We start from the raw sequence: 26892 nt of genomic DNA, 5'->3' as shown, positions 1-26892 counted from the left end.
TCATATGAAACAACATGTACTCACAACGTTGTGTCTCATAGCCTGTAGTTCGATGCAGTCTCTATATGCGCAACAGATTCAGATTGCCGGAAAAATCACAGACAGCAATGGAAATCCCATCAGTGGAGTTACCATAAATGTCAAAGGATCCAGCCAAGGGACATCGACCAATGATCAAGGCTTATTCACCCTTAATGCAAATTCAAATGCTACACTAATGCTATCTGCTGTCGGCTATAAAGCACAGGAGATTCAGGTCAATGGCCGAAAAACAATCAGTATTACACTTGCCAGTGGCGAACAGGCTTTGGATGAGGTCATGGTTGTCGCTTATGGTACAGCAAAAAAAAGTACATATACTGGATCTGCGGCAACAGTAAAAGCCAAAGACATAGATAATGTTCCCACAACCTCATTTGAAAGTGCCCTAAGTGGACGCGTTGCGGGTCTGACAGTTTCTACTCCCTCTGGACAAGCAGGCTCAACACCTAGCATTCGTATTCGGGGCGTAGGCTCGATGAATGCTTCGAACGAACCGCTCTATGTTATAGATGGTGTTCCTGCCAATTCCGGTTCGGGTGGTCAAATGGGCGATTATATCTACACATCCAACAATGTGATGGGAAATCTCAATCCCGATGATATTGAAACGATTACCGTACTAAAAGATGCGGCGGCCTCCTCCCTATATGGTTCCAGAGCAGCAAATGGTGTCATCTTAATAACGACCAAAAAAGGCAAAACGGGAAAACCCACGGTCAATTTTAAAAGCTCTATCGGCTTTACGCCAACCTGGGCAACAGATAATTACGAAACAGCGTCGCCTCAGGATCAAGTTAACATGCTGTATCAGATATTTCATGATTACCGCACGTCAAACGTCAATCCAAAAACTGGTGTAAACTATACCGATACGGATGCCAGTACTTACGCCCTTGGACAGCTAAATAACAAATTTAACAAACATGGTTACCGATTTGAAGTCAGTGATCCCTTGAGAATGAGCAACATTAGCATCTTAGGAATGACTGATGGAATTGAAAACCGTGAAGGCAAATATTATGATTGGGATAAAGCCCTGTTTCGCACAGGAATTTATCAGGACAACAATCTTTCACTTTCAGGGGGAACCGAGTCAACGAAATACTTTTCCTCTTTAGGTTACACCACAGATAAAAGTAGAATTAGGGTCAATGATTTCGAACGTATCTCAGGTCGTCTCAATCTAACGCAAAAAATAGTTGATAACCTGGAATTTGGGACGAATATCAATATCGGTCACAACAAGAAAAAAGGTTTTAACGACACCCGCAATACGGGATCGAACTATTTTCTACAATCCAGAAATCTCCTGTGGCCATTATACTGGCCTACAAACTATAAAACGGGTGAGGCCTGGACAGACCGCTATGGTAGCTATGCCTATAATGCCGACTATTATGACCAACAATGGGACAACAACTCGAAAACAAATAAGCTAGGCGTCATCAGCAACCTGACCTGGACAATTCTTCCCGAACTGACAGCAAAAACTGTATTCTCATATGATTATACGGACATGAAGGACTATTTATATTATAGCGCTAAACATTTCAATGGTATCAGCGATGGTGGTGTAGTGCACCAATTTAACACGAATATGCTGAAATTGGTAACTTCAAATACCGTAAATTATAATAAATCATTTGACAAGCACACTATAAACTTACTCGCTGGATTTGAGGCCGAAAAAAATAAGACGGATTTTATGCGCACAACAGGCCGCAATTTGGGTTCCGCCGAGCTTCCTTACATTTCTTCGGCAGGTAAGTTTGAAGCCAATGCGTATAGCTGGGGTTATAACCTGATGTCATTTCTCGGAAGGGCGGAATACAATTATGACAACACTTATTTTTTAGCGGCTTCCTATCGCCGTGATGGTTCTTCAAAACTAGGTCCGAAAAACCGATGGGGAGATTTTTGGTCGATATCGGGTGCTTATAGTTTGAAAAACCTTCCGTCTTTGCGTGAAAACGATGCCATCAGTACATTACGTCTGAAAGCCTCTTACGGTGTCAACGGAACCTTACCAACGGACAATTTTGGATGGAGAAGACTTGTATCTTTTAACAACTTCAATTATAAAGGACAACCGGGAGGTAACCTTGTCTCCAACCCAGACCCGGATATTACCTGGGAAACCTCTTACACTACTAATGCCGGGCTGAAATTTGGCTTCTTAAACAACAGAATCACGGGGTCAGTAGAATACTTCAACCGCACTTCTAAAAACTTATTACAGGATGTCCCAACCTCACAAACAACCGGATTCAGCACCGTATTGAGAAACGTAGGACAGATCAACAACAAAGGAATAGAAATTGAATTAGCAGGTGACATTATCAAAAAAGATGATTTTAGATGGAGTGCAAATGTAAACGCAGCTTTCATCAATTCAAAAGTCCAAAAGCTAAATGACAACCAGGATATTATCTGGTATGATCCTACTGGCTCAGTGGGCAATGATACGAAGGGGAGCGGTGATGCCCGTGCGCAATTTATTTATAGAGAAGGGCAGTCAACACTCGCGTTTTATGGTTACGAATGGGCAGGCGTTGACGCGACCAATGGCAAAAACGTCTATTATACCAATAACAGCAACACAGGTTCGGGTATATTTGACTACAATGGTCGAAAAGCAACTTATGACTTTAACCAAGCCGATTATACAATCATCGGAAATGGTATTCCGAATGTCAGCGGTGGTATAAATACTGATTTTGAGTACAAAAACTTCAATCTAGGCTTCAATTTTATATACAAACTTGGCGGTAAACTATACGATGGAGCATTCAAAGATGTAGCCGATGATGGTTACTACTGGGAAAGGATTCGCTCGGAATATGCCTTTGAGCATATGTGGACCGAAAACAATACATCCGGCACCTTACCAAAATTAGACGGGAACGACCTGACTGACCCTCAAAAATATAGTTCCAGACAACTACATGATGCCTCATTCCTTCGGCTAAAAAATATCAATTTTGGTTATAGATTACCGAAAACTGTTTTGAACAAAATAGGATTTAGCAATGCCAGAGTATATTTCAATGGAACTAATCTATTGACCGCATCAAAGTATAAAATTGCCGACCCTGAGGTTGGTCAATACGCAACACGCGGCTGGGAAACACCGCTAGGGAAGACCTACACATTTGGTATAGAACTGGGTTTTTAATCGTTAATCTTTTAAGAAATGAAAATATTTAAAATATCTATTATAGCCGCAGCTCTGGTAACGTCCTTCAGCAGCTGCAAGGATTTTCTAGACGTTGAACCGGGCAATTCCATTGATGCAGGAACAGCACTTAATGGCGCCAATGATGCCCGCAATAGAATAAACGGATTAAGCAGACTGATCGCTTCATCAAGTTATTACGGTCGAAACTTTGAACTATATGGCGAGGTCAAAGGGGGCGATCTAACGGTTTATTCCCAAGGAAGAGGGCTTGATCAACTGTATTCATTTAATCAAGATGCAGAAACAAATAACTTTTCGGGTTTCTGGTCACAGATTTATTATTGTATTGCCCAGACAAATGACGTATTGGAAAAAATTGACCAAGTGGCTATGGATTCCAGAGCGCAATATGCAAATGCACAGGGACAGTTACTTACTTTACGGGCATTATTTTATTTTGACCTCGTTCGTTTATATGGAAAATCATATACGCAGGATAAAGCTTCTCGGGGGGTTCCCATTGTTATCAGTCCGGCATCCTATAACAGTAAACCAGCCAGAGCAACTGTAGAAGAAGTCTACACCCAGATTCTAAAAGATCTCAAAACCGGCCAGGAGCTACTTGGAGCAAATAAAGCTATTGACAATGGGTATATCAATTATTATGCGAACTTAGCCATACAAAGCAGGGTTTATCTGACAATGGCGGACTATGAAAATGCCTATTCAAAAGCAAATGAGATCATCACTAGTGGTACCTATAAATTGTATGAGAATGAGAAATGGACGTCTTCTTGGGCGAGCATGTATGGCACAGAATCTATCTATGAACTTGGTATTAACGAAGGTGAAGCTGACTTGGGTACAGCAAGCTTGGGTTATTACCTGATGCGGAGAACAGGTGGACAGGGTGGAATGTTCTACGCAAGTGATTATTATCTCAATCGCATGAAAGAGGACAACAGTGATGTGCGTTGGGCAATTTTGGGAAGAGACGAAAGTTCGGCAACACGTATGGGAGCCGTTTATAAAAATCTAGGTAGTGTAAATACCAATACCTCCTTACCACTCAATTCACTTGGGGACAAAGGAAACACAAATAATACGGCTGTGAATATCAAAGTAATCAGGCTTTCTGAAATTTACCTTATCGCTGCGGAGGCTGCATTAAAAAAGCCAAGCGCAGATCCCGCAAAATCGGCAGAACTATTAAATGCTATCAGTAAACGCTCTCCGAACCGTCCTGCATTCTCTTCGGCCACGGTCAACGAAGATGCCATCCTTAATGAAAAGAGCAAAGAGTTGTTTGGTGAAGGGCATCGATACTGGGATATGATCCGGCTCAACAAGAAAATCACATTCAATGATGACTTTCAGGGATTGACGATCAAAACCCGTCCTAAGGAAATTGACCGAACTTTTGAAAAGTATATCCTGCCAATCCCTCAATCGGAAATCAATGCCAATCCGACGTTGAAAGACCAGCAGAACCCCGGATACTAAATTAAATAAATTCAAAAAGGCCACTAATAATTGGCCTTTTTGAATTTATTTAATTAGGTTGATAAAGTTTGTTTTAACATTTTGCTTAGCTAGATTAATTGTTAGATCCAATAAGTCCTTTGATAGACGCAAATCGAATTCCATCTTCAGAGCCGATAAAACAGTATTATTTCACTACATTTTTTGATTTAGTATCAATCGATTGCGTAAAATTGATTAAATAACCATTTATCACTGCATATTGTATCTCCTTTTCGGACCCAATAAAAAAATCAGCGCCCCCCCCTAATCTCAGACAGGTATCAGCAACAAAATTGGCACCATTCAGCACCTGAATCGGAAAATCATGCAGCTGCGTACCTTCGTCCCTATCAGAAACTTTCAGCGAACCGTATCCCTGTTTCAACAACTCAATCACAATAGGTAAGGTTAATTCAGCCAGTGAAAAGACCTGGTCTGTATACATTTTTGCGGGAATAAATTGGAGTCCTTTGACATCAAGATCCGTATATCCATAGAAGTCCTTCAGATCGCCTATATCTTCGATCACTCCCTCCACATAATAGTCATCTACAACAGTTTTTTCATTTTGTCGAATAGCCACATCCACCAACATCCTTTTACCATTTTTTTCGATGGATAAGTTTCGAATCAAAACATCATGCAGCTTTTCGTCATTAAAAGGAATTGCGTTGTAATCTGCAATATCATGTACTAGATAGGATCCCGAAGCGATTTCCTGAAAGGCGTGTAAAAGCGCAATGAAATTATATTTTCGAACTTCCAGTTTTTCAGGGTCACCGGCGTAGGCTCCTGATTCAATCAGAATGGTACGCGCCCCCCATTTTTGAAAATTGTCTCCAAAACCACGTGGGGTATGTTCATCATCATATTTCGCGACAGCATTCGGTATAAACTCCTGTAATATCTTGTTTATCCCAACGATAAGCCGCATGGCATCTGCCCGAACTGTATTCACACTTCTCGCATAATCGTATGCTGGTGCCAACAAGGAAATTGTTACCGGAGTGGCGCTGCCTGGAATATTGTAGTAATTATTCTGATTATGGAGATTAAAAGCAAAGTCTGGCTTAAGTAGCATCGCCTGTGCTTTTAAAAGGCTGCCCTCCACCGTTGCAAGCGCACGCGCATCCCGGTTCATATCCACATCCATGGCAGTCCGCCGCTGATAACGCTCAGCACCGTCAGGGTTCAGCATCGGAATAAAGTATAAGCTCAGTTTATCCCCCATCTCCTTTCGCAAGGCATCAAAGCCATCCGCCTCCCCATTTAAGAAATTAAACAGATCAAATAGCGCCATTGTTGCCGTAGGTTCGTCCCCATGCATCTGCGACCATAACAAAACCTTTATCGGCCCTTGCCCATATTTCAATCTAAAAATCGAACGATCCTCCACTGACTGTCCAATCTCTTCAACGGTAAATTGTTTACTGGCCTCTATTCCTTGCAAAAGTGGCAAGATATCAGCATGTTTAAATCGTCTATGCTGCAAAGCCTTTTCTTCATATAAAGAAAAGGCTTTGAGCAAATCTTCTTTTACTAAATTCATCTTAGTCTTTTAAGGCCGCTTCAAGTAAGATAATCGTTCCTTGCGATGCATCCATTCTCACCTGTGCACCTACCGGAAGGATAAATTGCTCCGCAATATGCCCAATGACAGCTCCGCTATAAGCAGGCACCTTTAAGGGCTTGATATAATCATTGAATAGCTGATCCAATGTCACAGAGCCATAGCCTCCCGACGGCTTACAATTGGTACATTTCCCAAAAATAAAACCTTTGATCACAGCTAATATTCCTGCATTTTTTAATTGGCAAAACATGCGGTCAACGCGTTCCATATCTTCATCCACCTCCTCAATAAAAAGTATCTTTTCTCTAAAGTCGGGTAGATAAGGCGAACCACACAACCCCGTCAATACGGTCAAATTTCCACCGAGCAGTACGCCATCGACAGTACCCGGAGAAATTGTGGCAATCCGGTCTTTAGTCTGTACAATATTGTCCCCTTTTGATTTAGGATTTTCAAATACCGCAGGTTTATTCGTTACAAATTGCGCATTAAATGCATCGGCAAGCTTCTTCGTCCATGTGCTTATACCGACCGCACCATGGAAAGTAACAAGTCCTGTTTTCGCATACAACGCCAGAATTAACGCCGTTATATCTGAATAGCCCAACAAAATTTTAGGATTTTGAGCAATCAGCTTATAATCAAGCCGGTCCAAAAGACGGGAAGTTCCCGAGCCTCCCCTTACACAAACTATTGCTTTAACAGCCTTATCAGCGAACATATCATGTATATCAGCAATACGTTCCTGATCTGTCCCCGCTAAATTACCGTAACGGCTACGGATATGTTTTCCCTCCTTCACTTTAAAACCCAATGTTTCAAAGATCTCGCGAGCGATAATAATTGATTCCTCATCGTCCAATACACCTGCGGGAGTGATCAATCCGATCGTATCCCCGAGCTGTAGCTTCTTTGCCAATAGAGAAGCTAGCTCTGCTAGCTCCCCAGCGATTGCTGTAGAACGCCCAGCTCCCAACACCGGAATAGCCAATGCGCCCAAAGCAATTGATTTTATAAAAGCCCTTTTCTCCATATTACGCTAACTTATCTATTGAACAATAGACGCTCTCCGGCACCTTTCTCAATAATCTGTCCTTTAGAAAATGCGACTTTACCCGATACAATGGTATGTTCGATCGTTGAACTAAACGTATGTCCTTCAAATGGCGACCATCCGCATTTAGAAAGGATATTTTCTTTGGAAACAGTATATGGTTTATTTAGGTCCACCAAAACAAGATCCGCCCAATAACCCTCTCGGATATAACCGCGATCTTCGACCTGAAACAATGTTGCGGTATTATGTGCTGACTTTTGAACCAATTGTTCCAGCGTCATTTTACCTGCTTTGACCATATCCAATAATGCTTGTAAAGCATGTTGAACCAAGGGGCCACCACTCGGAGCTGTGGCGTAAGGCTGCATTTTTTCTTCGATCGTATGCGGCGCGTGATCTGTTGCAATCACGTCAATATGTCCGTCCAATACGGCCTTAAGAATATGGTCGCGATCGTTGGCCGTCTTAACAGCCGGATTCCACTTGATAAAATTCCCCTTTGTCGTGTAATCCTGATCAGAAAACCAAAGATGATGGATGCAAGCTTCGGCTGTGATTTTCTTGTCCTTTAATGGAATGTCATTCCGAAATAGCGCAATCTCCTTTGCCGTTGATATGTGTAAAATATGTAATCTTGTATTATGCTTTTTGGCCAATTCCACAGCCTTAGATGAAGACAGGTAGCAAGCTTCCGCAGAGCGGATCAACGGATGCATCTCGATCTTCAATCCGTCCTCACCGTATTTCTCCTTGAATGCTGCCAGATTGGCCTTTATCGTTGCTTCGTCCTCGCAGTGTGTGGCAATTAATGTGGGAGCGTTGGCAAAAATACCTTCCAATGCTTTCTCATTATCCACCAGCATATTTCCAGTGGATGAACCCATAAACACCTTTATACCGCAGACATCACGCGGATTGGTTTTCAAAACCTCTTCTAAATTATCGTTAGCTGCTCCCATAAAGAATGAATAATTGGCTAATGCATTCTTTCCTGCTATATCATATTTATCCTGAAGCAGTTGCTGTGTCAAGGTATTGGGAACCGTATTCGGCATCTCCATAAAAGAGGTAGTACCACCTGTAACCGCAGCGCGACTTTCATGCCATATATCTGCTTTATAAGTTAATCCGGGCTCCCTAAAGTGAACCTGATCGTCAATTAATCCCGGAAACAAGTGCAGTCCCTCAGCATTGATTTCCTGATCCGCAGGATGATTAATCTCCTGTGCGATCATTTCGATTCGCCCATTGCTGATGTATACATCAGCAGCCTCAACTTTACCTTCGTTAACAAGTTGCGCAGATTTTATAAGAATAGATGACATGTTGATCTCTTTACTTTGGTATCTGTCAAAAGTAAAGATTTGTTGCCGTGATATCAAGTTATCTGTTCAAAGAGTTGCCCAAATAAGACGATAAAAAGCAGATAAAACTCATCCTTATCCCTAAAACAAAAAAGAGACCTAAGTCTCTTCTTTTATTCTTTATCAAATTTGTAACCCACTCCTTTTACAGTGGTCACATAATCGTCGCCTATTTTTTCACGAAGCTTACGAATATGCACATCTATCGTACGATTGGTGACAACCACCGAGTCCTCCCAGATACTTTTTAGGATTTGTTCTCTAGTGAAAACTTTATTGGGTTTGGATGCCAGCAAGTAGAGTAATTCAAACTCTTTTTTGGCAAGCACAATCTTTTGCTCTCCTTTGTAGACTAAGAACGAATCTCTGTCTATCACCAGATCTGCGATCTCGATTTTGTCCTGTACAGAAGAATCAGACTCCTCCGACGCATTTCTTCTCAATATCGCATTGATGCGGCTCATCAGCGCACGGGGCTTAATTGGCTTGGCAATATAATCATCCGCTCCAACATGAAATCCGGCAATTTCCGAATATTCTTCACTTCTGGCAGTCAAAAATACCATAAAGGTATTTTTGAATTCAGGCATCGCGCGCATGATGCGACAAGCTTCAATACCGTCCATCTTGGGCATCATCACATCCAAGATGATCAGATCTGGGTTTACTTGTTTGGCAACCTGTATTGCCTCTTCCCCATTTTGCGCTGTAGAGACCTGATAACCTTCACGATTTAAGTTGAATGCAATTAAATCCAAGATATCCTTTTCGTCATCAACAATTAAAATCTTTTGTTTCGAAGAACTCATTTGTCTTATTTTTTTGCTAAAATATGAACAAAATGATAACAATCGGTTAATCTAATGTTACCAAATCATTAAGTAATATTTCAATTAACAATAACACATTGATTACTTAATTGTTTTCTTCAGAAAATCTGCCAGCTCTTCGCCACGCAAGTTCTTTGCAACGATAATACCGTTGGGGTCGAGGATATAGGATGTTGGCAATGCCTTCACCCGATAATCAATTACGACCGGAGACGTCCAAGCTTTCAAGTCAGACACATGTGTCCACGTAAGTTTATCGTCTGCAATAGCCCGCATCCACGAACCGGGATTGTCGTCAAATGAAACAGATAGAATATCGAAACCTTTGGTATGATAAGCATTATACAACTTAACGAGGTTCGGATTTTCCTGACGGCAGGGCATACACCAAGAAGCCCAAAAGTCCACTAAAGTATATTTCCCTTTGAAACTGGACAGCTTTACTTCTTTGTTAGTAGGTGTAAAGGAGGTTAGTTCCGGTGCCGGTTGACCAATAGCCATCTTCTTCAGTTTTTGGGTTTCCTCCTTAAACTGCGTCACATATCTATTTTCCGTAAATTCATTTTTAATTTTATCTGCATAAGCAATTATTTCTGCCTCTGCTACTTCAGGATCCAGTGTTGAGATGGCGTAAAATCCAGCTAGATCATTATGCTTAGCGGAAAAATCGACTGCCTTGCTGGTATAGTCACGAAGTTCATCCGCAAATTTGGCTTTATATTCTGCACGAAGTTTTTCAATTTCGTCAGTAGTCGAATTCGCTGTTAATTTGGAAAAGACACCCTGAAGAGAATCTTGCACGTAATCGCGGTGGTTTCGTTCCCTAGCAAATGGCTGTATTGTTTTCGACAATTCAGATCCTTCAACAAGATAATCATTGACGTTCTTATGCAAATCTGCCTTAAATGAAATTGTCTCACCCGGAGAAGCGATCAGATCATAACGATTTTTGCCGACGCGTAACGACAACAGCCTAGATTGACTCGCTTGACGTACAAACTGAAATTTGTTATTATCGCTAAAAAACATAGAATCCAGCTTGGTATCCCCTTCGTACAAGGAGATAACTTTTATATTACCGGGGTTTTCTATATTTCCTTCGATGGTAAACTGCTCTTTATTCTGGCAACCAAACATCAATCCAACCACTCCAGCTACTAAAAAAATTGCCTTTTTCATCTACATATCGTTTTGTGAGTGCTTCAAGTCCATCCATAACTAGATGTTAATAGCACTCGGTTTCTTTTTTAATTGTAGAAACTATCCTATTTATTACGCCCGTCCTTGTTATTATTCATTCATAAATTGCTCTTCAGCCATATTTATGAACTCGTTACACTCGGTTTGGATAAATAGGATAGTTTCATCGCATAGCATTTTCGGAGAGACTTCCGATAAGCTTGAAATTTATTCAAGCAAGTATCCTAAGTCTCCAATCTAAATACGCAAATTTAACTTAAAAATTCCTTCGCACGTTCAATAGCCGTTTTTAATCCCGCAGAATTTTTACCTCCCGCTGTTGCAAAGAAAGGTTGGCCGCCACCGCCGCCTTGGATATCTTTTGCCAGATCACGTACGATATTGCTTGCATTCAAACCTTTTTCTTTTGCTAAATCATCTGAAATAACAACAGTTAAACTTGGTTTGCCGTCGAATTCCGCTCCTATAACCAAAAACAAATTATTGACAGCTCCCTTTACAGCATAGGCTAACGTTTTTACCGCTTCTGCATTAGGGAGATCAACCAGAGTCGATAAAAAGTTGACATCACCAACTTGTTCGATCTTTGCTTCCAAATCCGATTTCAACGCCAAAGATTTCTCGGTAATACTTTTCTCAATTTCCTTTTTCAGTGCACCGTTTTCGTCGATGATCTTACCCAAGGCTGACACAAAGTCCTTCGGATTGTTCATGAGTTCTTTTAAATGATGTACCAGTTCAAAATGCTCACGAATTACCGCAGCTGAACGCGTCCCGGTAATCGCTTCAATACGACGTACTCCTGCAGCAACAGCCGATTCAGAAACAATCTTAAAGAATCCGATCTGCCCCGTTGCTTTCACGTGGGTCCCACCGCATAACTCTTTGGAAAATTGATCTTCAAAAGTAATCACACGAACAAAATCACCGTATTTTTCACCAAACAAAGCCGTGACACCGGAGTCCAAAGCCTGCTGATAAGGTATATTACGTTCTTCTTTTAATGGAATATTTGCGCGGATTTTAGCATTCACGATATCTTCTACCTGTTTGATCTCATCTTCACTCATCTTTGCAAAGTGAGAAATATCAAAACGTAAAATATCCGCATTGACCAATGAACCTTTTTGATTTACATGCGTACCTAATACCTGTTTTAGTGCAGCATGCAATAGGTGGGTTGCGGAGTGATTATTTTCCGTATCCAATCGTTTGGTTCTGTCAACCTCGGCGACAAAGGTTCCGTTCAGATCCAATGGCAACTTATTGGTAAAATGGACGAAGATTCCATTTTCCTTTTTTGTATCCGTAATGTAGATCTTTTCGCCGGTTTCCTCCGAAATCAATTCACCGGAATCACCTACCTGACCTCCTCCTTCCGCATAAAACGGACTGACAGAAAGTACCAATTGGTATTGCTCCTTATTTTTTGCGACAACTTTACGGTATTTTACGATTTCTGTCTTTGCTGTCAATGTATCGTAACCTACAAACTCGAAGCCCTCATCATCATTAACAACAATCCAGTCACCGGTATCTATCGCTGTTGCCGCACGGGAGCGATCCTTTTGAATCTGAAGTGCCTGTTTAAAACCATCCATATCAACAGACAATCCTTTCTCGCGCGCTAGTAATTCAGTTAGATCGATCGGAAAACCGTAAGTATCGTATAATTCGAACGCAAAGTCACCATTAATAAGCGTATGATCTTCCACGTAATTTTCAAAACGTTGCACACCAGTGGACAAGGTTCTTAAAAATGAAACCTCTTCCTCCAGGATTACTTTCTGCACGAAATCCTGCTGTTGGATCAATTCATCAAATACACCACTGAATTGTGCCGCCAGTACTGGAACAAGCTCATGAATAAATGGCGTTTTAAATCCCAAAAACGTATAAGCATAACGTACAGCACGGCGTAAAATACGTCGGATTACGTAGCCCGCTTTATTGTTAGAGGGCAATTGTCCATCCGCTATCGCGAAACTAACGGCACGGATATGATCAGATACCACACGCATTGCGATATCACTCTTTTCGTCTAAGCCATATTTTATCCCCGACTTCGCAGCAATAAAATCAATGGTCGGCGTAAACACATCTGTATCATAATTTGAGGTTTTGCCTTGAATACATCTGACAAGACGCTCAAAGCCCATCCCTGTATCCACATGTTTCGCAGGTAAAGTTTGAAGTGAACCATCTTTCAAGCGATTAAATTGCATAAAGACCAAATTCCAGATTTCGATCACCTGTGGATGGTCTGCATTGACCAGACTTTGCCCCGAAACCTGTGCACGTTCTTCCGCGCTACGCATATCAAAATGGATTTCAGAACAAGGTCCACAAGGACCGGTCTCTCCCATTTCCCAGAAATTGTCCTTTTTGTTGCCAAGCAAGATACGATCTTCGGCTATCCACTGCTTCCAGAAATCGAATGCTTCCATGTCTCTGTCCAAACCTTCACTTGCATCACCTTCAAAAATGGTCACATATAAACGATCTTTGTCGAGCTTATAGACTTCGGTCAATAGCTCCCAGGCCCAAGCAATAGCTTCCTTCTTGAAGTAATCGCCAAAGCTCCAGTTTCCTAACATCTCGAATAAGGTATGGTGGTAAGTATCTATACCAACTTCCTCTAAATCATTATGCTTACCTGAAACACGCAAACAACGCTGCGTATCTGCAACACGCGGAAATTTAATTGGTGCTTCTCCCAAGAATAAATCCTTGAACTGGTTCATCCCTGCATTGGTAAACATCAATGTCGGATCATTTTTTACAACTACTGGTGCTGAAGGTACTATCTGATGCCCCTTGCTTTTAAAAAAGTCTAAAAAGGCTTGACGAATTTCTCTACTTGTCATTTAATTATCTAAAAATATGTGCAAACTTACTCAAAATTGGTCTGTTATGCAATGTAGAATACGAGATAATAACCTCGATTCAACGATTTTAACAGCCTTTCTTCTCCATAGGAAATTGACTTTTCTAACAAAAAGATCAGGACTTAAGATTCAGACGGACAGGGTTATTCTATTTTCAAGATGACAGTAATCACAATTATACATTAAATACAACATTTTAAAAGCATTAAATGTTATCCAACTTTGTATCATCATAATTAGGTCCAATACGTTTAACAATAAAAACATTTTGACTGATACGCATTCACAATTGCATTTGTTTTATTACATTTGATAGGGATAAGGGGTCTCAACAACGATTCTTTTGAATAGTTACCCTATACCGAAATAGAAATTTAAGATAAGATAGCGCAGATAAAATTCCTTCCAATGAAAAAAAACATTCTACTACCCGTAGATTTTTCGGCACATTCTAACAATGCGGTAAATTACGCTGTGGATCTGGCAACTCAGAAAGGGTACAGCATTCACCTTTACCACAATTATACCTCAGCTTCTGCTGTATTCGAGGAGGAAACAGGTTCCACAGGTAAACAGAGTCCTATATTTAAAGCTGATATTCTGATTAAGAAGCTTGCCGAGCAGATAACATCCAGAAATGCTGCTCTTGAGGTTACGACCCAATGTGAGCGCGGCATAATCACAGAAACTTTATCTGACATCGCTACACCTGATCGCTTTGATTTCGTGATCATGGGCACAAAAGGGATTACAAATGATGACAGTCAACTTATCGGCAGTACAACCTATGTCATTAGTAAAAAATCAAAAATTCCCGTTTTGGCCATCCCCGCAGAAGTTTCATTTGAACAACTTGACAAAGTTGGTTTACTGTCCAATTTCAAGGAAGAAGAAGTGCAGACGGTTCAGGATTTTGTCAATATCATGGGCAAAGATTTTGAATTAAAACTGATGCATGTACATTATGATCATTCTTCAGAAAACCGGATTGAAGACAAATTGGAAGTGTGGAAATATAAAATCAAAAAATATATCGGCGTCACCAACATCGCCATTGAAGTCGACTCTATACAGGGAGATATTGAGGATCTGGACACCGTCCCTGAGGTCATCAATGAAATGATCCATGCCGAAAAGATCAAGATATTACTGGTGACACGTTCGCGAAAATCGTTTTTTGAACGTGCTTTCACCCGATCAGTGGCAAAAGCATTGTTTAGCCATCCTTTAGTTCCAATATTTTTTACCAAAGCATAATTAAGTATATCGCTATGTCTAAATTATTAATACCCGTAGATTTTTCCGAAAATGCTCGAATCGCAGCAGACTATGCTGCTCAGATCGCGCAGGAAACACATGATGAAATTACACTCTTTCACTCCTTCACTTCACATATCAATAAATTTGCAAATGCGAAGCATTTAGTAGACCCTACTGAAGAAGAAGCACATCGTAACATGGAAAAACTTGTCGCTGAACTTCTACAAAAATATCCTTCGATAAAAATTTCTACTCTGTTTACGAACGGGATTTTAGCAGAATCTTTGGATAAACAAGAGATAAAAGATAGCTATCGGACCGTGATTATGGGAACAAAAGGAGTCACCGGACTTGAATCTGTACTAATCGGAAGCAACACTTATGACGTTATTAAAGAGTCAAAAATTCCCGTATTGGCGATCCCAAAAAATGCCGTAAAATTAAAAAGAGATAACATTGCATTACTGACTAATTTTAAGCCCGGTGAGCTTGAAGTGCTTAAGCAAGCGATTCCTTTGTATGGAAATAATTTTCATTTACAGCTTATCCACATCAACAAAAGTGAACTGGAAATCAATATATTAGGTCAGAAACTCGAAAAATGGATTGAACAGATTATTGCTGAAACAGGCATTGAAGACATTTCATATATTGTCAAAGCGCCGAGCTATTTCGCCGGTTCACGAGAGAACATCGCAAACGGAATACATACGATTATCAGAGATGAAGATATTGATGTGATTTTGATTACAAAAAGTAGGAAAACTTTTTTTCAAAACATTTTTACTGAAAATATTGTTAAGCACATGGCTTTCGAAATTGAGGTGCCAAACTTTTTCGGTCGAGTGGATTGACCAAATAATTTTTGGCAAATTTATTGCAAGAGTAGTCAATGAGTTAATTTAACAAGAATTTTATAGTAGAAAATTTTACAAGAACACATTATGAAAATTAGCCTTAAAAAATCAGGATTACTAATCGCGGCAGGAATCATCTCGACAGCATCCTTTGCACAGAGCGCAAAGCAGTCATCAATTGAAGGCACATCACCATTTGGTCCGGCAACACAATACAGGACTTGGTCAATCGGTGTGGGGGCCGGTGTTACGAGTTTGCAGAATATTGCCAAATTAAATAATGGAGGTTATGATAAACTGGACTGGAACTTAGGTTACAGTGCTTATATCAAAAAGCAAATCTCACCTTCATTCGGAATCAAGGCAACTTATTTTGGGGGCAAAACTTCTGGCTATACGGCTGATGACAAGCAAACCGGTTTTGAAACAAAAACACCTTGGTCAGTAGCTCTATCTGGAGAATTTTTGGCGGCAAACACCAACTGGAGATTCTTCAATAGCTTCATCAAACCTTACGCATCTATCGGTGTGGGTGTAATGAATGCCGAAACCGCTGGAATTACTGGAGGAAACAGAGGTGAGTATGGCGATTCTTATTCAAAAATCTTTGTACCTGCTGATTTCGGTTTTAAATTTGCCGTTGCAAAAGGTATCAATTTTGAATTGGGCTATCAGCTGAACTGGGTAAATCAACGCTTCGACAATTTGGCTAACCCAGCTAGCGGACCAAAAATTGACAAAAACGACTTGTTCACTTACGCACACGCAGGTCTAGAGTTTGCTTTGGGTAGTAGTAGCAAACCAGCCTTGAACAACTCAAACCCGGTCGCGACCCTAGTAAGTGATTATACGGTAAAATACGATGACTTAAAAGCCCAAAATGATGCGTTAAACGCAAAAAATCAAGCTTTACAAAGTCAATTGGATGGTTTGAACAGTGATTTGAAAGATGATGATGGCGATGGTGTAGCAAACAAATACGACAAATGTCCAGGCACACCTTCTGGTGTACAGGTAGATGGTGCAGGTTGTCCAATTGTAGTGAAAAACGAAACTAAAGTTGTAGAGAAAGTTGTTGTTACGGAAGCAGACCGAAAAGTCGTTGCTGACGCGATCAAAAACTTAGAGTTCGATTTAAGCAAATCAACCATCCGTCCTACTTCTTATGCAACATTGAACAAAGTTGCTGAATTATTGATTGAGAAAAACTTTAGCTTGAAATTAGCGGGTCACACCGATAATACAGGTTCACGCGAATTGAACATGCGTTTATCCAAAGAGCGTGCTGAGTCAGTGAAAGCTTACTTGGTATCTCAAGGTGCAAACGCTTCACGTATTGAAGCGACAGGATATGGTCCTGACCAACCTATTGCAACTAATAAAACTGCTGATGGTCGTCAACAAAACCGTCGCGTAGAGTTTACACTTTATTAATCGATACATCTTCAAGATATATTAAGAAAAAAGCTGTCTCAAGTTTATTGGGGCAGCTTTTCTTTTTAATATAACTACCCATTCCATTCCTAGCCGCCACTCAGTCATTGCGATTTAAGTACAACCCAACTTCGCAATAACTTAACGATATAACCAATTGAGAATAGATCAATCTTTCAGATACCGCCAATGGCGCTTTCATTTGTTAGCACCTAATTTTAAAGCAATTAAACATTGGAGCAACAAAAAGATAACATCCATTCAAGTATAATAAGTCGTATTTTTAATCTACCAAAAACAAAAAAATGCGTCAATCAAAAACTATTCTTTTGGCTTTGTTTTCAGCGGTTCTCTTATCCTGTGAAAAAGACCCGCCTCTGAACGAACCAGGGTCAAATGAAGCAATCAATGAATGGACGCTAGAGCAAATGCAGCAATATTATTATTGGAACAGCAAGTTGCCCAATCAAGTTACACTCGATGGCAAGCCAAATATCTTTTTCAAAAATCTATTGTATCGTGACGACCATTATTCTACTATTCTACAAGTCCTCAACAGTGACACCTATGGCAATACGCTCGCGAATACCTTTGGGTTTGATATAGCTCAGCTTCAGCACAATGGGCAGACCATGCAATTGGTGACACAAGTAGTTCCCTTTTCAGAAGCAGACTTAGCCGGCCTACATAGAGGTGACACCATCCAACAAGTCAACATGCAACCCTTAGAAGCATACAATTTTGCTCCTGTGTTAGAAGCGGCGTTGAAACTACCTTCTATCCAATTGCAATTGCAGAATGGGAAGAAAATGAAGTTGCCCGCTTCCTATATATCCCAGCCGGTAGTCTACACCAGTCAGATCTTTCATAAGCAAACAAATGTGGGCTACCTATTTTTAAGTCAGTTTGATTTCAGCGGTGGTTATTCGATATTGGAGGCTATCCAAAAACTTAAAGCTGGCCTGGTGCAAGATTTGATTCTTGATCTTCGCTATAATACTGGCGGACAAGTAGCCTTTGCCTCTTTTTGCTCATTAACACTTGCTGATATTGCGCCGAATTCTGTATTTGTCAGGTTCAGGGGCAACGAGAAATTGGGCAACAGAGAGGAAACCTTTCAATCTGCTTTAGCTCAGCAGCCCGAAGGTTACAGCTTTCAAGCAGAAGAGCTTCTACGGAGCGGACTGCAACTAAAACGAATCTTTGTACTAACAGGCCCTAACACCGCATCTGCTTCGGAGATGTTGATCAACAGTTTAAAACCTTATATCGAGGTCATTCAGATCGGTACAGAAACCTTAGGCAAGGATATGGCTTCGACTACCCTTTCCTCACCACCCCAGGTCAGTGGTAATCAACGTGCTTGGTTGCTGATGCCGCTGGTATACAAAATTTACAACAGAGATGGATCTGGTGATTACAGCAGTGGACTCATCCCGCATTACCATACAGATGAATTTGCACAATTGCCCTTGCTTCCCTTTGGCGATGAAAAAGACCCATTGCTACAACAGGCGTTGAACATCATAGCGAACAAGACAACACAATCACTCAACAGAAAAGCTAGTACTAGTGCAAAAACGTTTACTTCGCCGTATTTCGGTAGCAGCTATCGCGCCATTCCTATGACATTTCCTCTGCTCCTCTCAACATTTGAAAAGGACAAATAAAAAAGAATAAAAGGCTAGCTAACGCGCGCAAGAATTGATCGTAGAGATCCAAGAAGCTATAGGTGAATCATTACCACTTCTTCTTGATAACATGCGAATACGCTTAGACAATAAGCCCGAACGGACTTGCCGTTCTTTGAGCTCATAGTCTTTCACCACTGTACCTACCTCATCCAGTAGCTTTAAATAACGAAGATATAAAGTTTGTAAATTCTCACCTTCAGCTTGTAGTTTGTTGATCAGAACCCCGTCACCATCGGATGCCAACTTATACTGCATCTCGATCATCAGATGCAGTAAGCGCTGGTGTTTGATTTCGTTTATGCCTTTCATAATTTATCCCTTTTTAATTGCCAAATGCAACCTCTAAACCTGCAAACTCCCAATATGTTGGGATATTAGCAGCAGGGCTATTGGCTGCTCCCGAATTATTGGTTGTAAATGAGGTTAGGACACCATAATTATGATAGTCTATAGAATACCCGTAATAAGCCTCCATACCATTGATCAAAAGCGGCTTGAAATCTTCCTTTAAAATCTGTGCTCTACCATAAAAACCATAGTTAAAAAGAACATCCGCACTCGGCAGTGTAAGTAATTGATAATCTGCAGGCAAAGTTTTTCCGATATTTTTTATTGTATCTCCTGTCGCACTATACACAATTTTTCTTCTAGAAGGCGGTCCTGATAACCTTTCTACAACGTGGTAGAAAACCAAGTGGAATTTCTCTCCTCCCAATAGCGTGTTCAACTCTTTATTACCATTTACGATTCGAATTTTCAGCTTTCCTTCGACCCGAGTTTCCGCTTTCATTTTTATCAAGCTTGGAGGGATATCATCGCTAATCTTCACGTACTGTAACGTGTCCGTATTATCTCCAATAGAAAGAGTGTCATTAAACAGAATATTCCCCATACTATCCAGAAGCGTAAATTTCTTTTGTCCAGGAATTATTTTTACCGTCTCATTGTTACTTATAGATATCGTCTGATCATCGATCAGCAATTTGCCCTTGTCTGGACCAGTTAGCATACTAAGATCTTTAATAAAAACATTAGTAAATTTTTGAAATATCTCAACATGTTCCCCTTTTTGGCAAGAAGAAATGATTAATGTTAGGAAAACAATAAAAGCTGCTGATAGTCTTTTCATAGAATGGATGTAGTAAAAAATGTAATCCTGCCGTAATATAGGGCAGGATCACATATGTTATAAATAATAGTTAATAAGTCTTTGGAGTAAATTTCGTCCAATTATCTGTCCACAAGGTCGTTGCAGCAGGGTCAAATGCACCTTTATAATTTACGCCAGCAGCAGGACTTGTAGAAGATGGAACCAAGTTCCATACATCAAAACTAGCTGCAGCAGTTGTTGTGTAGAAAGGATTTATACCAGCACCTCCTAATAATAAATAGCTATTTGGAGTTGAACCAATATTAGTTGCATTTCCCGTACCTGGAGTAGTTCCACTAAAAGCTGCAGTATAAGCCTGAACTACATTGTTGCTAAAATTGCCGGTAGCACCATCTTGGAAAGCAGCACCTGTGGCATAACCAGCAATAATTGATCTCTCGATATCCAATTCAGTACCTCTTCTCCAACGGTTACCAAATTTTAATTTAGTACCAGCTAAGGAAGAATTGCCGATACCCAAGAACGTAAAGTTTCTCAAAACTGGACGTGTTTTAGGTGTAGCCGACCAAGGTGAGTTTGCTTCGTTATCAGATTCTAAACCATTTGAATCTGAGCTACCGCTTGAAGTACTATTCGTTGAATTAGGATCTTTTAAGGACAGGGCATATTGGATCGTACCTTTATAACCATGGTCAAAATCGAAATCATCATCGTCATTTGATAAGGCAACTAGATATTTCGCATTTACGGTACCACCAAAGAATTCGAACGCATCATCTTTACCCCAAGAAACTTGGATGTTTTCCAATACAGTACCTGAACCGACACCACCCAAAGTCAAACCGTTAATTTCATTGTCAGCAGTCAAATTGTAACCAGCAAACTCGATACGTACATATTTCAACGAACCTGAATTGTCTGCAGGTACTGAACCACCATACGTAACATCAACGTTTACAGGCTGAGGAATACCTTCAATTCTTTTGGTAACAGGTTGGTTTGTCGTTGATGACCCCAACAATACAACGCCTCCGAAATCACCTGGATTACGTGATCCAGCTGCATTTGGTGAAGTAAATACAATAGGCGCTGTCGCTGTGCCATTAGCGATTAATTTTGCAGTCTTAGGTACAACCAATACACCTTTGATGTTCTGTGTAATACCAGTGATTTGATCTGGATACGCTTTGGTTACACCAGAAGTAATAAAAGTACCTGGTTGGATGGTCAATGTTGTACCTGGTTTTACAAAGGCTACACCATCAATTTTCCATACTTTATCCGAAGTAAGGGTTGTTACAGTGATTAGACCATTAGCATCAGTTGGAACTGTTGCTTGAGGTAAAGATGGTAATCCAGCTGTTGAACCATTTACCGGAGTCAAGTTGTCCTTGTTACAAGATGCCAATGCGATTGCGCATACACTTGCTAGCGTTAAGATTTTTTTCATTTTTTTGTTAACTTTTACATAACTTAGCCATCACAAGATCACTTTTTAGACTATGCTTCTATAGCGGATAGCTATTCCTATAGTTGCATAGTTATTCATTCCCCCATTATGATAAATTTGAATATCTTCCAGATTGTGCTATTGGACAAGTCTTGGAACGCTGTTTTAAGTATTTATGGGTTAGCATGAACCTGCCTCGCGCAGTTGGTATTTTTCTTAAAAATTATAAGTCACTGAGAGATTAAAACGTCGACCGTCTTTTCGACGGTAGGTAATAATATCTCCTTCTTCTTTATTATATTTTATAGATTTACCTTTTTTCAACACATAAAATTTTGTATCATCTTGTTCATAATCTTGAACATTCATATAATACCGAGTCCATTCATCCAATAGGTTGGCCATATTGAATTTTACTTCCATCTTGCCCTTTAGAAAACGTGTATAAAGTTGTGCATCCAATTGTTTTGGGGCCAACTCATATTCGACATTGTTCATATTAACATTGGTTAAATTTGTTCGATACCCTCGATGATTATAGCTTGCTGTTACCCCAAAAAGCTCACCCCAATATCCTACGCCTAGATTCAATAACCAAGGTGACTGCCCCATCAGTGGTCTATCTTGATTGGGATAGCGCTGTTGAACGCGCTCAGCAACTTGGGTTTCAGGGTTATTGATCCATTCCCAATGACTTAAGACATTGACCTTCGATTTGAGCAGTGTTCCGTTAGCATATATAAATAGGTCTTTTAACCAGTCCTTATCCGATAGAAATGTCAAATTTTTCCTAATCTCCATTTCGAGTCCAAGATTTTTCGCATTTTCCATGTTGGCAAAAGTATACGTGTTCCCCCCACTATGAACAAGTTCTATGGGTTTATCCAAGTATTTATAGTATCCTGTTATCGAAATTATTTCACCTGGTGAGGGATACCATTCAAATCGAAGATCTACATTATCGATCAACGTGGATTTAACTTGCTCTCCATAAACGTAACCGTCTAACTCATAATCATACATGGCAAACATACCAACTTCTCTAAAATCTGGCCGAATTACCGTCCTTGCGTAACTGCTTCGGATATTAAAATCGTTTGTTACCCTATAAGTAGCATTAAGGGAAGGTAGAAAACGCCAATTATTTTCTTTCACACCGAAACGGTGCCGTTGCACGTCATTGGGATCTGGTTCATCCTGATAAGTTCTCCTATATAATTCCTCTTGCTTAGAGTTTAAATTAAAAAACTCTGCACGAACACCATATACCAAACGTAATTTATGCCATAGCATTTGATCCGCCATCAGATACACCGCCTGTGAAGACATTTCACCATCATAATATCGCCCACCCAATGCGTCTGCGTAATAATAGGCCTGACCGTTTCCATTACCTATATTATCAGCGTTGAACAATTCATGGTATGGTATTTCTATTGCGGGAGGCGGTTGATTCGTAGTGCCCTCCGCCCAAGATCTTGTCCAGGGAACGAAATTGAATAAATCTAGCGTTCTCTTCTTTGACCAAGCCTGATAGCCTAATTTCACCAAGGTTGGCACTGCTGAATTCACACCAAATTTTCGAGAAAATGCCGTACTCCAATTATAATCCGTCTCATCAATATGCGTCCATCTTCTGGAGTCTTTGAAAACCCCCGCCACCGATGAGCTGCTGTTGGTCATTAGGCTGGGGGTTTGAAAATAAGGTATATTATCTATCGTAGTAGTTATCCTATAAGAAAGTTTTCGTTCATCTAAAATCTGTTGTTTGATTTTGTTAACAGTAAACATTCCTTCAGCTTTTATTTCCCATGGTAACTGATACTCTCCTGTCAACTGATGTTGCTGCAAAGACATTGCTTCCGGCAATTGATAAATCATTTTATAAGCTACCGGAATAGCATCGTTATAAGGTTTTTGAATAGACTCATTATAAACATCACTATAAGTACGCGCATATGTATTCTTTAAGGAAACCTTAAAGCCTTGGCCTTGCCATCCAACATTGGCCATCAACCCGCCATTACTATTGAAGCGATAAGATATGCCAGCTCCATTATCACCTACTCCCAAACTATCTATATAATTAGCCTGAGTTGAATTACGTGCATTATTAAATGCAATAGTGTTTTGTTCGTTTCTAAAATTTGCGGATGCTACAAACCCCAATCGCTGTCCGTTATTTAGTTGATAAACCCGTCCTAGCGAAAAACGCATGTTCTGATTAGGGTATGCTTTATATTTATATTGTCGCAGTGCGTCATTATTAAAGCGCTTGGACTGTGCTATAGCATCCAAATCGTTATACTTCACGACATCGCCAAACTCAGTTGGATTTAAAGGGGTATTGTTCAATTCAGGGTCAGTCAAAATATAACCGGGAGGCGCGTCCAATTGTATCGCCCGACTATTCCACTGCCAAGTCTTTATTCCATCAGGCATTTTAGAAGATTTGTCAAAAAAACCGAAATATTCGCTCGTATGCCGCTCCCCCAGCCTGTAAAAATCTTTGCCTGTTGTGCGGGAATTTCCGCCTATCCCATATTGTATTGTCGTAAAATCCTTCTCCGGAATATCTAATGTATTCACCGAAACCTGCCCGCCCGAAAATTCAGCGGACACATCTGGTGTTGCTGTTTTATTAACAACTACCGAGCTCACCATTTCTGTTGGGATAATATCAAAAGAAAAATCCCGTCTATTCTGTGAAGTGCTTGGAATCACGACTCCGTCCAGCATGGCCTGATTGTAGCGGTCCGACATCCCCCGTACGATGACGTTCCGGTTGTTGACCGTCGTCACTCCGGTAACACGTTTCAAAACCTGTCCCATATCATTGTCTGGTGTGCGGGCGATCTGTTCAGCCGAAATACCATCGGTCACCGACGCTGCGTTCTTTTGTGCTGCATAAAGTCCCGCTACAGAAGCTTTTTTAAACGATACACTGACAACTGCCGTTTCCAACGCATTCACCTGCGTCTTCATGGCAATATTTAGTCCTGTCCGCTGTCCAGCCTGTATTTTGACCCCCTCAATACGTTGGGTCTGGTAAGAGAGATAACTGACTTCCAGTATGTAGGTTCCCGGTTCGGCATTCAGCACATAGCTACCGTCGATACCGCTCTGTGTGGATTTATTGGCACCAATCAGTTTGATGCTGGCATTGGCCAAAGGCTGACCGCGATCATCAATCACTTTACCTGCGATACGCCCATCCTGCTGTACCGGCTTTTCGACCAATGTAATATAGACCCCGTTGTCATGCGCCATCAAGTTCGTTTCCTTGAGCAGATAATGCATGATATCCCGGACACTGTTGCTTTTGAAAATTTTGGCATTGACCTTTTTCTTTGCCAGATTATATTTCGCTGCATCGAAAGCGATAGGTATATTTTTGGATTCCAAACGCTCGAAAGCTGCCGGAATAGTGGATTCATTAAAAGAAATTGCGATCTTTTTATTGAGTAACTGGCCGTATGCGCCCGAAGCAAAAAGCATTTCGGCCGACACGATCGAAAGAAGTAAACCTACCAACGATGTCCTTATCATAAACTTAATATCGTTTTGCGTAACGTATTGCTTAAATTTCATAAATTTGTATGCGTATATAATATCTCTATAAGTTGTTGTATATGTTATTATACCATCTCCAAATGGTGTATGATTCAGAGTTGACGATGGCCGTCGTCAGCTCTTTTTTTGTCCCCGAATTAGTAAATATGCACTATCCCGCCCTCCTTTCTGGATTTGTTGTGATGAATTGCTTTGATACTTTCCAGGGTTGCCGTCCAGGAGAGCTGCTTTGATATCGGCATGCTATAACGTTGTTGGGCAATCCGCTGGTCGCCAGCTTTAATATCCACATCATAAATATTTTTGACCGCCCGTGCCAATTCTGCAAAACTGCTTTGCTTAAGATAAACTCTTCCCTCAATCCAGCTATTACGTGTCGTCAGATCAAAAACCGTCTGATTGCTATGGTGGTTATTTTTGGAATATCGGACCTCTTCGCCACGAGTTAACACACCCAACGGATGATTATTGGCCATGACCTGTACTTTACCTGTAAATACAGACACCGATATATCATCCAATCCAGTGTAGTTCTTTACGGTAAACGAGGTTCCCAAGACCTTTGTCTGTACTTGTTGGGTATGCACAATGAAAGCCTTTGCAGAATCTTTCTTGACCTCAAAAAACGCCTCTCCAGCAAGAAGCTCTACAACACGGTCCCTCCTGTCATAAGAAACCGTATCCAATTTAATTTTGGAATAGGCATTCATTACAATGATTGATCCGTCGGCCAAAAGTACCCGTTTACGCTGTGAGGCCCCGGTTTCAAAAATCCGGTAACCCGGTTTTAAATGCGTTTCTTTTGCGATTAAATTAAGCTCATGCTGTTGTTTCCAAAATAAAATTCCAAAGCACAACAGCAGGCTTGCTGCCACTGCCCCACTCCAATAGCTGATTTTCCGATTCGCTGATTTTTTAGGAGCTGTATTTCCAATACGTTCTTGTATACTATTCCACAACCGAACCTCATCTATCTCCTTTACAGGAAGTTCTTCCTGATCAAGCGTATCGTACCAGCGATCAATCAGGGACTGCTCAGCCTTGTTGGCTTTGTTCTGCTGATAGCGATAGATTAAGGATTCAAAAATTCTTCTTTTCACTTTTTTCCTTGCTGTTTATATACAAGTCTTTAAAAAAGCCAGAAAGTACTTCAAGAAATAGTTAATGTTTTATAAAAGAATTGTTAAGTTGATTTTTATTCCTGCGATCGTTTTTAAACGTACAATCCTTACTTGGAAAGTTCTTCCAGAACAAAAATAAGCAGGAGTGTAAAGCTGCCATTTTGGACATTTTGATAGCCGGTTATTGCTTTCTTTAGTCTTTTAGACGCTTCGGTAAGGTTATTTTTTACGGTTTGTTCAGAGAGTCCCATCCGCAGTGCTATTTCACGAATTGATAGATGCTCCCACTTCAATAAGAGCACCTGCCGCATATTATGCGGCATAATTTCCAGTTCATCTTCCAACATCTTTTCAAGCATGAGGTAAGTTTCAAGCTCTTCGGGATGATGCTGTACATAATCAAAAATATGTTTGCTCCAATGATCCAAGAGTTTGTCTTTTGCCTTATTGGAATTGAAAAAATCGATAATCTTATATTTGAGCATTCCCTTTAGATAGGCAGGAAGGTTCATCTGGATATCGATCGTATGACGTTTTTCCCAAAACTGAACAAACAGTTCCTGGAGAATATCTTCTACATCCTGCGCATCAAGAATACGCCGGGCAGCATGTTGATAAAGGTCTTTCCAGCAATACTGATATAATGCAGCATAAGCAGTGGTATCATTCTGCTCTTTAATAGCCCTTAGCCACTGTTGATATATCATTGGTACTTGCTCCATACTAATATCAAAAA

Annotated in this window: 18 protein-coding genes; 6 read left to right on the top strand and 12 right to left on the bottom strand. The window is 40.5% G+C overall.

Annotation, left to right across the window (positions count from 1 at the left end; all coding sequences use genetic code 11):
- The first annotated feature begins 4 nt into the window (after window positions 1-4).
- Entirely contained in the window at window positions 5-3217 is a 3213-nt protein-coding gene (locus DCO56_RS21350; RefSeq protein WP_108635767.1) for a SusC/RagA family TonB-linked outer membrane protein, read from the top strand.
- 18 nt (window positions 3218-3235) lie between these two features.
- Window positions 3236-4723 carry a RagB/SusD family nutrient uptake outer membrane protein gene (locus DCO56_RS21345; protein WP_108635766.1) on the top strand — a complete coding sequence of 496 codons (1488 nt, stop codon included), beginning with the start codon at window positions 3236-3238 and terminating at the stop codon, window positions 4721-4723.
- 166 nt (window positions 4724-4889) lie between these two features.
- On the opposite strand, the gene DCO56_RS21340 is transcribed toward DCO56_RS21345, so the two are convergent.
- The 6 genes from DCO56_RS21340 to alaS form a co-directional block, all read right to left on the bottom strand.
- Entirely contained in the window at window positions 4890-6293 is a 1404-nt protein-coding gene (locus DCO56_RS21340; protein ID WP_108635765.1) for a M14 family zinc carboxypeptidase, read from the bottom strand.
- A 1-nt stretch (window position 6294) separates the two neighbouring features.
- Entirely contained in the window at window positions 6295-7350 is a 1056-nt protein-coding gene (locus DCO56_RS21335; RefSeq protein WP_108635764.1) for a S66 peptidase family protein, read from the bottom strand.
- A gap of 11 nt (window positions 7351-7361) precedes the next feature.
- On the bottom strand, window positions 7362-8699 hold the full coding sequence (locus DCO56_RS21330; protein WP_108635763.1) for a dihydroorotase: 1338 nt from the start codon (window positions 8697-8699) through the stop codon (window positions 7362-7364).
- Between the two features lie 152 nt (window positions 8700-8851).
- On the bottom strand, window positions 8852-9547 hold the full coding sequence (locus DCO56_RS21325) for a response regulator transcription factor (protein ID WP_108635762.1): 696 nt from the start codon (window positions 9545-9547) through the stop codon (window positions 8852-8854).
- Between the two features lie 102 nt (window positions 9548-9649).
- Entirely contained in the window at window positions 9650-10747 is a 1098-nt protein-coding gene (locus tag DCO56_RS21320; protein ID WP_108635761.1) for a TlpA family protein disulfide reductase, read from the bottom strand.
- A 272-nt stretch (window positions 10748-11019) separates the two neighbouring features.
- Entirely contained in the window at window positions 11020-13635 is a 2616-nt protein-coding gene (gene alaS, locus DCO56_RS21315) for an alanine--tRNA ligase (RefSeq protein WP_108635760.1), read from the bottom strand.
- A gap of 429 nt (window positions 13636-14064) precedes the next feature.
- On the opposite strand from alaS, the gene DCO56_RS21310 reads away from it, so the two are divergent.
- The 4 genes from DCO56_RS21310 (at window position 14065) to DCO56_RS21295 (ending at window position 18877) form a co-directional block, all read left to right on the top strand.
- The gene (locus tag DCO56_RS21310) at window positions 14065-14913 is read left to right on the top strand and encodes a universal stress protein (protein ID WP_108635759.1); all 849 of its coding nucleotides are present in this window, start codon (window positions 14065-14067) and stop codon (window positions 14911-14913) included.
- Window positions 14914-14927: 14 nt separating this feature from the next.
- Window positions 14928-15770, top strand: a complete 843-nt coding sequence (locus tag DCO56_RS21305; protein WP_108635758.1) for a universal stress protein — start codon at window positions 14928-14930, stop codon at window positions 15768-15770.
- 90 nt (window positions 15771-15860) lie between these two features.
- Entirely contained in the window at window positions 15861-17207 is a 1347-nt protein-coding gene (locus DCO56_RS21300) for an OmpA family protein (RefSeq protein ID WP_108635757.1), read from the top strand.
- Window positions 17208-17512: 305 nt separating this feature from the next.
- Window positions 17513-18877, top strand: a complete 1365-nt coding sequence (locus tag DCO56_RS21295; RefSeq protein ID WP_108635756.1) for a S41 family peptidase — start codon at window positions 17513-17515, stop codon at window positions 18875-18877.
- Between the two features lie 18 nt (window positions 18878-18895).
- Here the strand turns inward: DCO56_RS21295 and DCO56_RS21290 are convergent, their stop codons facing one another.
- From DCO56_RS21290 to DCO56_RS21265, 6 genes are all read right to left on the bottom strand, one after another.
- Window positions 18896-19210: a hypothetical protein gene (locus tag DCO56_RS21290; RefSeq protein ID WP_108635755.1), complete on the bottom strand. Its 315-nt coding sequence runs from the start codon at window positions 19208-19210 to the stop codon at window positions 18896-18898.
- Between the two features lie 13 nt (window positions 19211-19223).
- Window positions 19224-20030: a hypothetical protein gene (locus DCO56_RS21285; RefSeq protein WP_108635754.1), complete on the bottom strand. Its 807-nt coding sequence runs from the start codon at window positions 20028-20030 to the stop codon at window positions 19224-19226.
- A 70-nt stretch (window positions 20031-20100) separates the two neighbouring features.
- A complete protein-coding gene (locus tag DCO56_RS21280) occupies window positions 20101-21462 on the bottom strand; it encodes a hypothetical protein (protein WP_108635753.1) in 1362 nt (453 codons plus the stop codon).
- A 216-nt stretch (window positions 21463-21678) separates the two neighbouring features.
- Window positions 21679-25011: a TonB-dependent receptor gene (locus DCO56_RS21275; RefSeq protein ID WP_245935891.1), complete on the bottom strand. Its 3333-nt coding sequence runs from the start codon at window positions 25009-25011 to the stop codon at window positions 21679-21681.
- Window positions 25012-25172: 161 nt separating this feature from the next.
- Entirely contained in the window at window positions 25173-26135 is a 963-nt protein-coding gene (locus DCO56_RS21270) for a FecR family protein (RefSeq protein ID WP_108635751.1), read from the bottom strand.
- A gap of 128 nt (window positions 26136-26263) precedes the next feature.
- Window positions 26264-26863 (bottom strand): RNA polymerase sigma factor, encoded by a 600-nt coding sequence (locus DCO56_RS21265; protein ID WP_241254793.1) that lies wholly within the window; start codon window positions 26861-26863, stop codon window positions 26264-26266.
- Between the last annotated feature and the right edge of the window lie 29 nt (window positions 26864-26892).

Source organism: Sphingobacterium athyrii, from assembly GCF_003071065.1.
In the GTDB taxonomy this organism is placed as follows: Bacteria; Bacteroidota; Bacteroidia; order Sphingobacteriales; family Sphingobacteriaceae; genus Sphingobacterium; species Sphingobacterium athyrii.
This window is presented reverse-complemented; position numbering and strand designations above follow the sequence as displayed.

What these genes read in the sequence shown, in the direction of transcription:
- DCO56_RS21350 (WP_108635767.1), top strand. Translation starts at nt 5, where the DNA reads ATGAAACAACATGTACTCACAACGTTGTGTCTCATAGCCTGTAGTTCG.
- DCO56_RS21345 (WP_108635766.1), top strand. Translation starts at nt 3,236, where the DNA reads ATGAAAATATTTAAAATATCTATTATAGCCGCAGCTCTGGTAACGTCC.
- DCO56_RS21340 (WP_108635765.1), bottom strand. Translation starts at nt 6,293, where the DNA reads ATGAATTTAGTAAAAGAAGATTTGCTCAAAGCCTTTTCTTTATATGAA.
- DCO56_RS21335 (WP_108635764.1), bottom strand. Translation starts at nt 7,350, where the DNA reads ATGGAGAAAAGGGCTTTTATAAAATCAATTGCTTTGGGCGCATTGGCT.
- DCO56_RS21330 (WP_108635763.1), bottom strand. Translation starts at nt 8,699, where the DNA reads ATGTCATCTATTCTTATAAAATCTGCGCAACTTGTTAACGAAGGTAAA.
- DCO56_RS21325 (WP_108635762.1), bottom strand. Translation starts at nt 9,547, where the DNA reads ATGAGTTCTTCGAAACAAAAGATTTTAATTGTTGATGACGAAAAGGAT.
- DCO56_RS21320 (WP_108635761.1), bottom strand. Translation starts at nt 10,747, where the DNA reads ATGAAAAAGGCAATTTTTTTAGTAGCTGGAGTGGTTGGATTGATGTTT.
- alaS (WP_108635760.1), bottom strand. Translation starts at nt 13,635, where the DNA reads ATGACAAGTAGAGAAATTCGTCAAGCCTTTTTAGACTTTTTTAAAAGC.
- DCO56_RS21310 (WP_108635759.1), top strand. Translation starts at nt 14,065, where the DNA reads ATGAAAAAAAACATTCTACTACCCGTAGATTTTTCGGCACATTCTAAC.
- DCO56_RS21305 (WP_108635758.1), top strand. Translation starts at nt 14,928, where the DNA reads ATGTCTAAATTATTAATACCCGTAGATTTTTCCGAAAATGCTCGAATC.
- DCO56_RS21300 (WP_108635757.1), top strand. Translation starts at nt 15,861, where the DNA reads ATGAAAATTAGCCTTAAAAAATCAGGATTACTAATCGCGGCAGGAATC.
- DCO56_RS21295 (WP_108635756.1), top strand. Translation starts at nt 17,513, where the DNA reads ATGCGTCAATCAAAAACTATTCTTTTGGCTTTGTTTTCAGCGGTTCTC.
- DCO56_RS21290 (WP_108635755.1), bottom strand. Translation starts at nt 19,210, where the DNA reads ATGAAAGGCATAAACGAAATCAAACACCAGCGCTTACTGCATCTGATG.
- DCO56_RS21285 (WP_108635754.1), bottom strand. Translation starts at nt 20,030, where the DNA reads ATGAAAAGACTATCAGCAGCTTTTATTGTTTTCCTAACATTAATCATT.
- DCO56_RS21280 (WP_108635753.1), bottom strand. Translation starts at nt 21,462, where the DNA reads ATGAAAAAAATCTTAACGCTAGCAAGTGTATGCGCAATCGCATTGGCA.
- DCO56_RS21275 (WP_245935891.1), bottom strand. Translation starts at nt 25,011, where the DNA reads ATGATAAGGACATCGTTGGTAGGTTTACTTCTTTCGATCGTGTCGGCC.
- DCO56_RS21265 (WP_241254793.1), bottom strand. Translation starts at nt 26,863, where the DNA reads ATGATATATCAACAGTGGCTAAGGGCTATTAAAGAGCAGAATGATACC.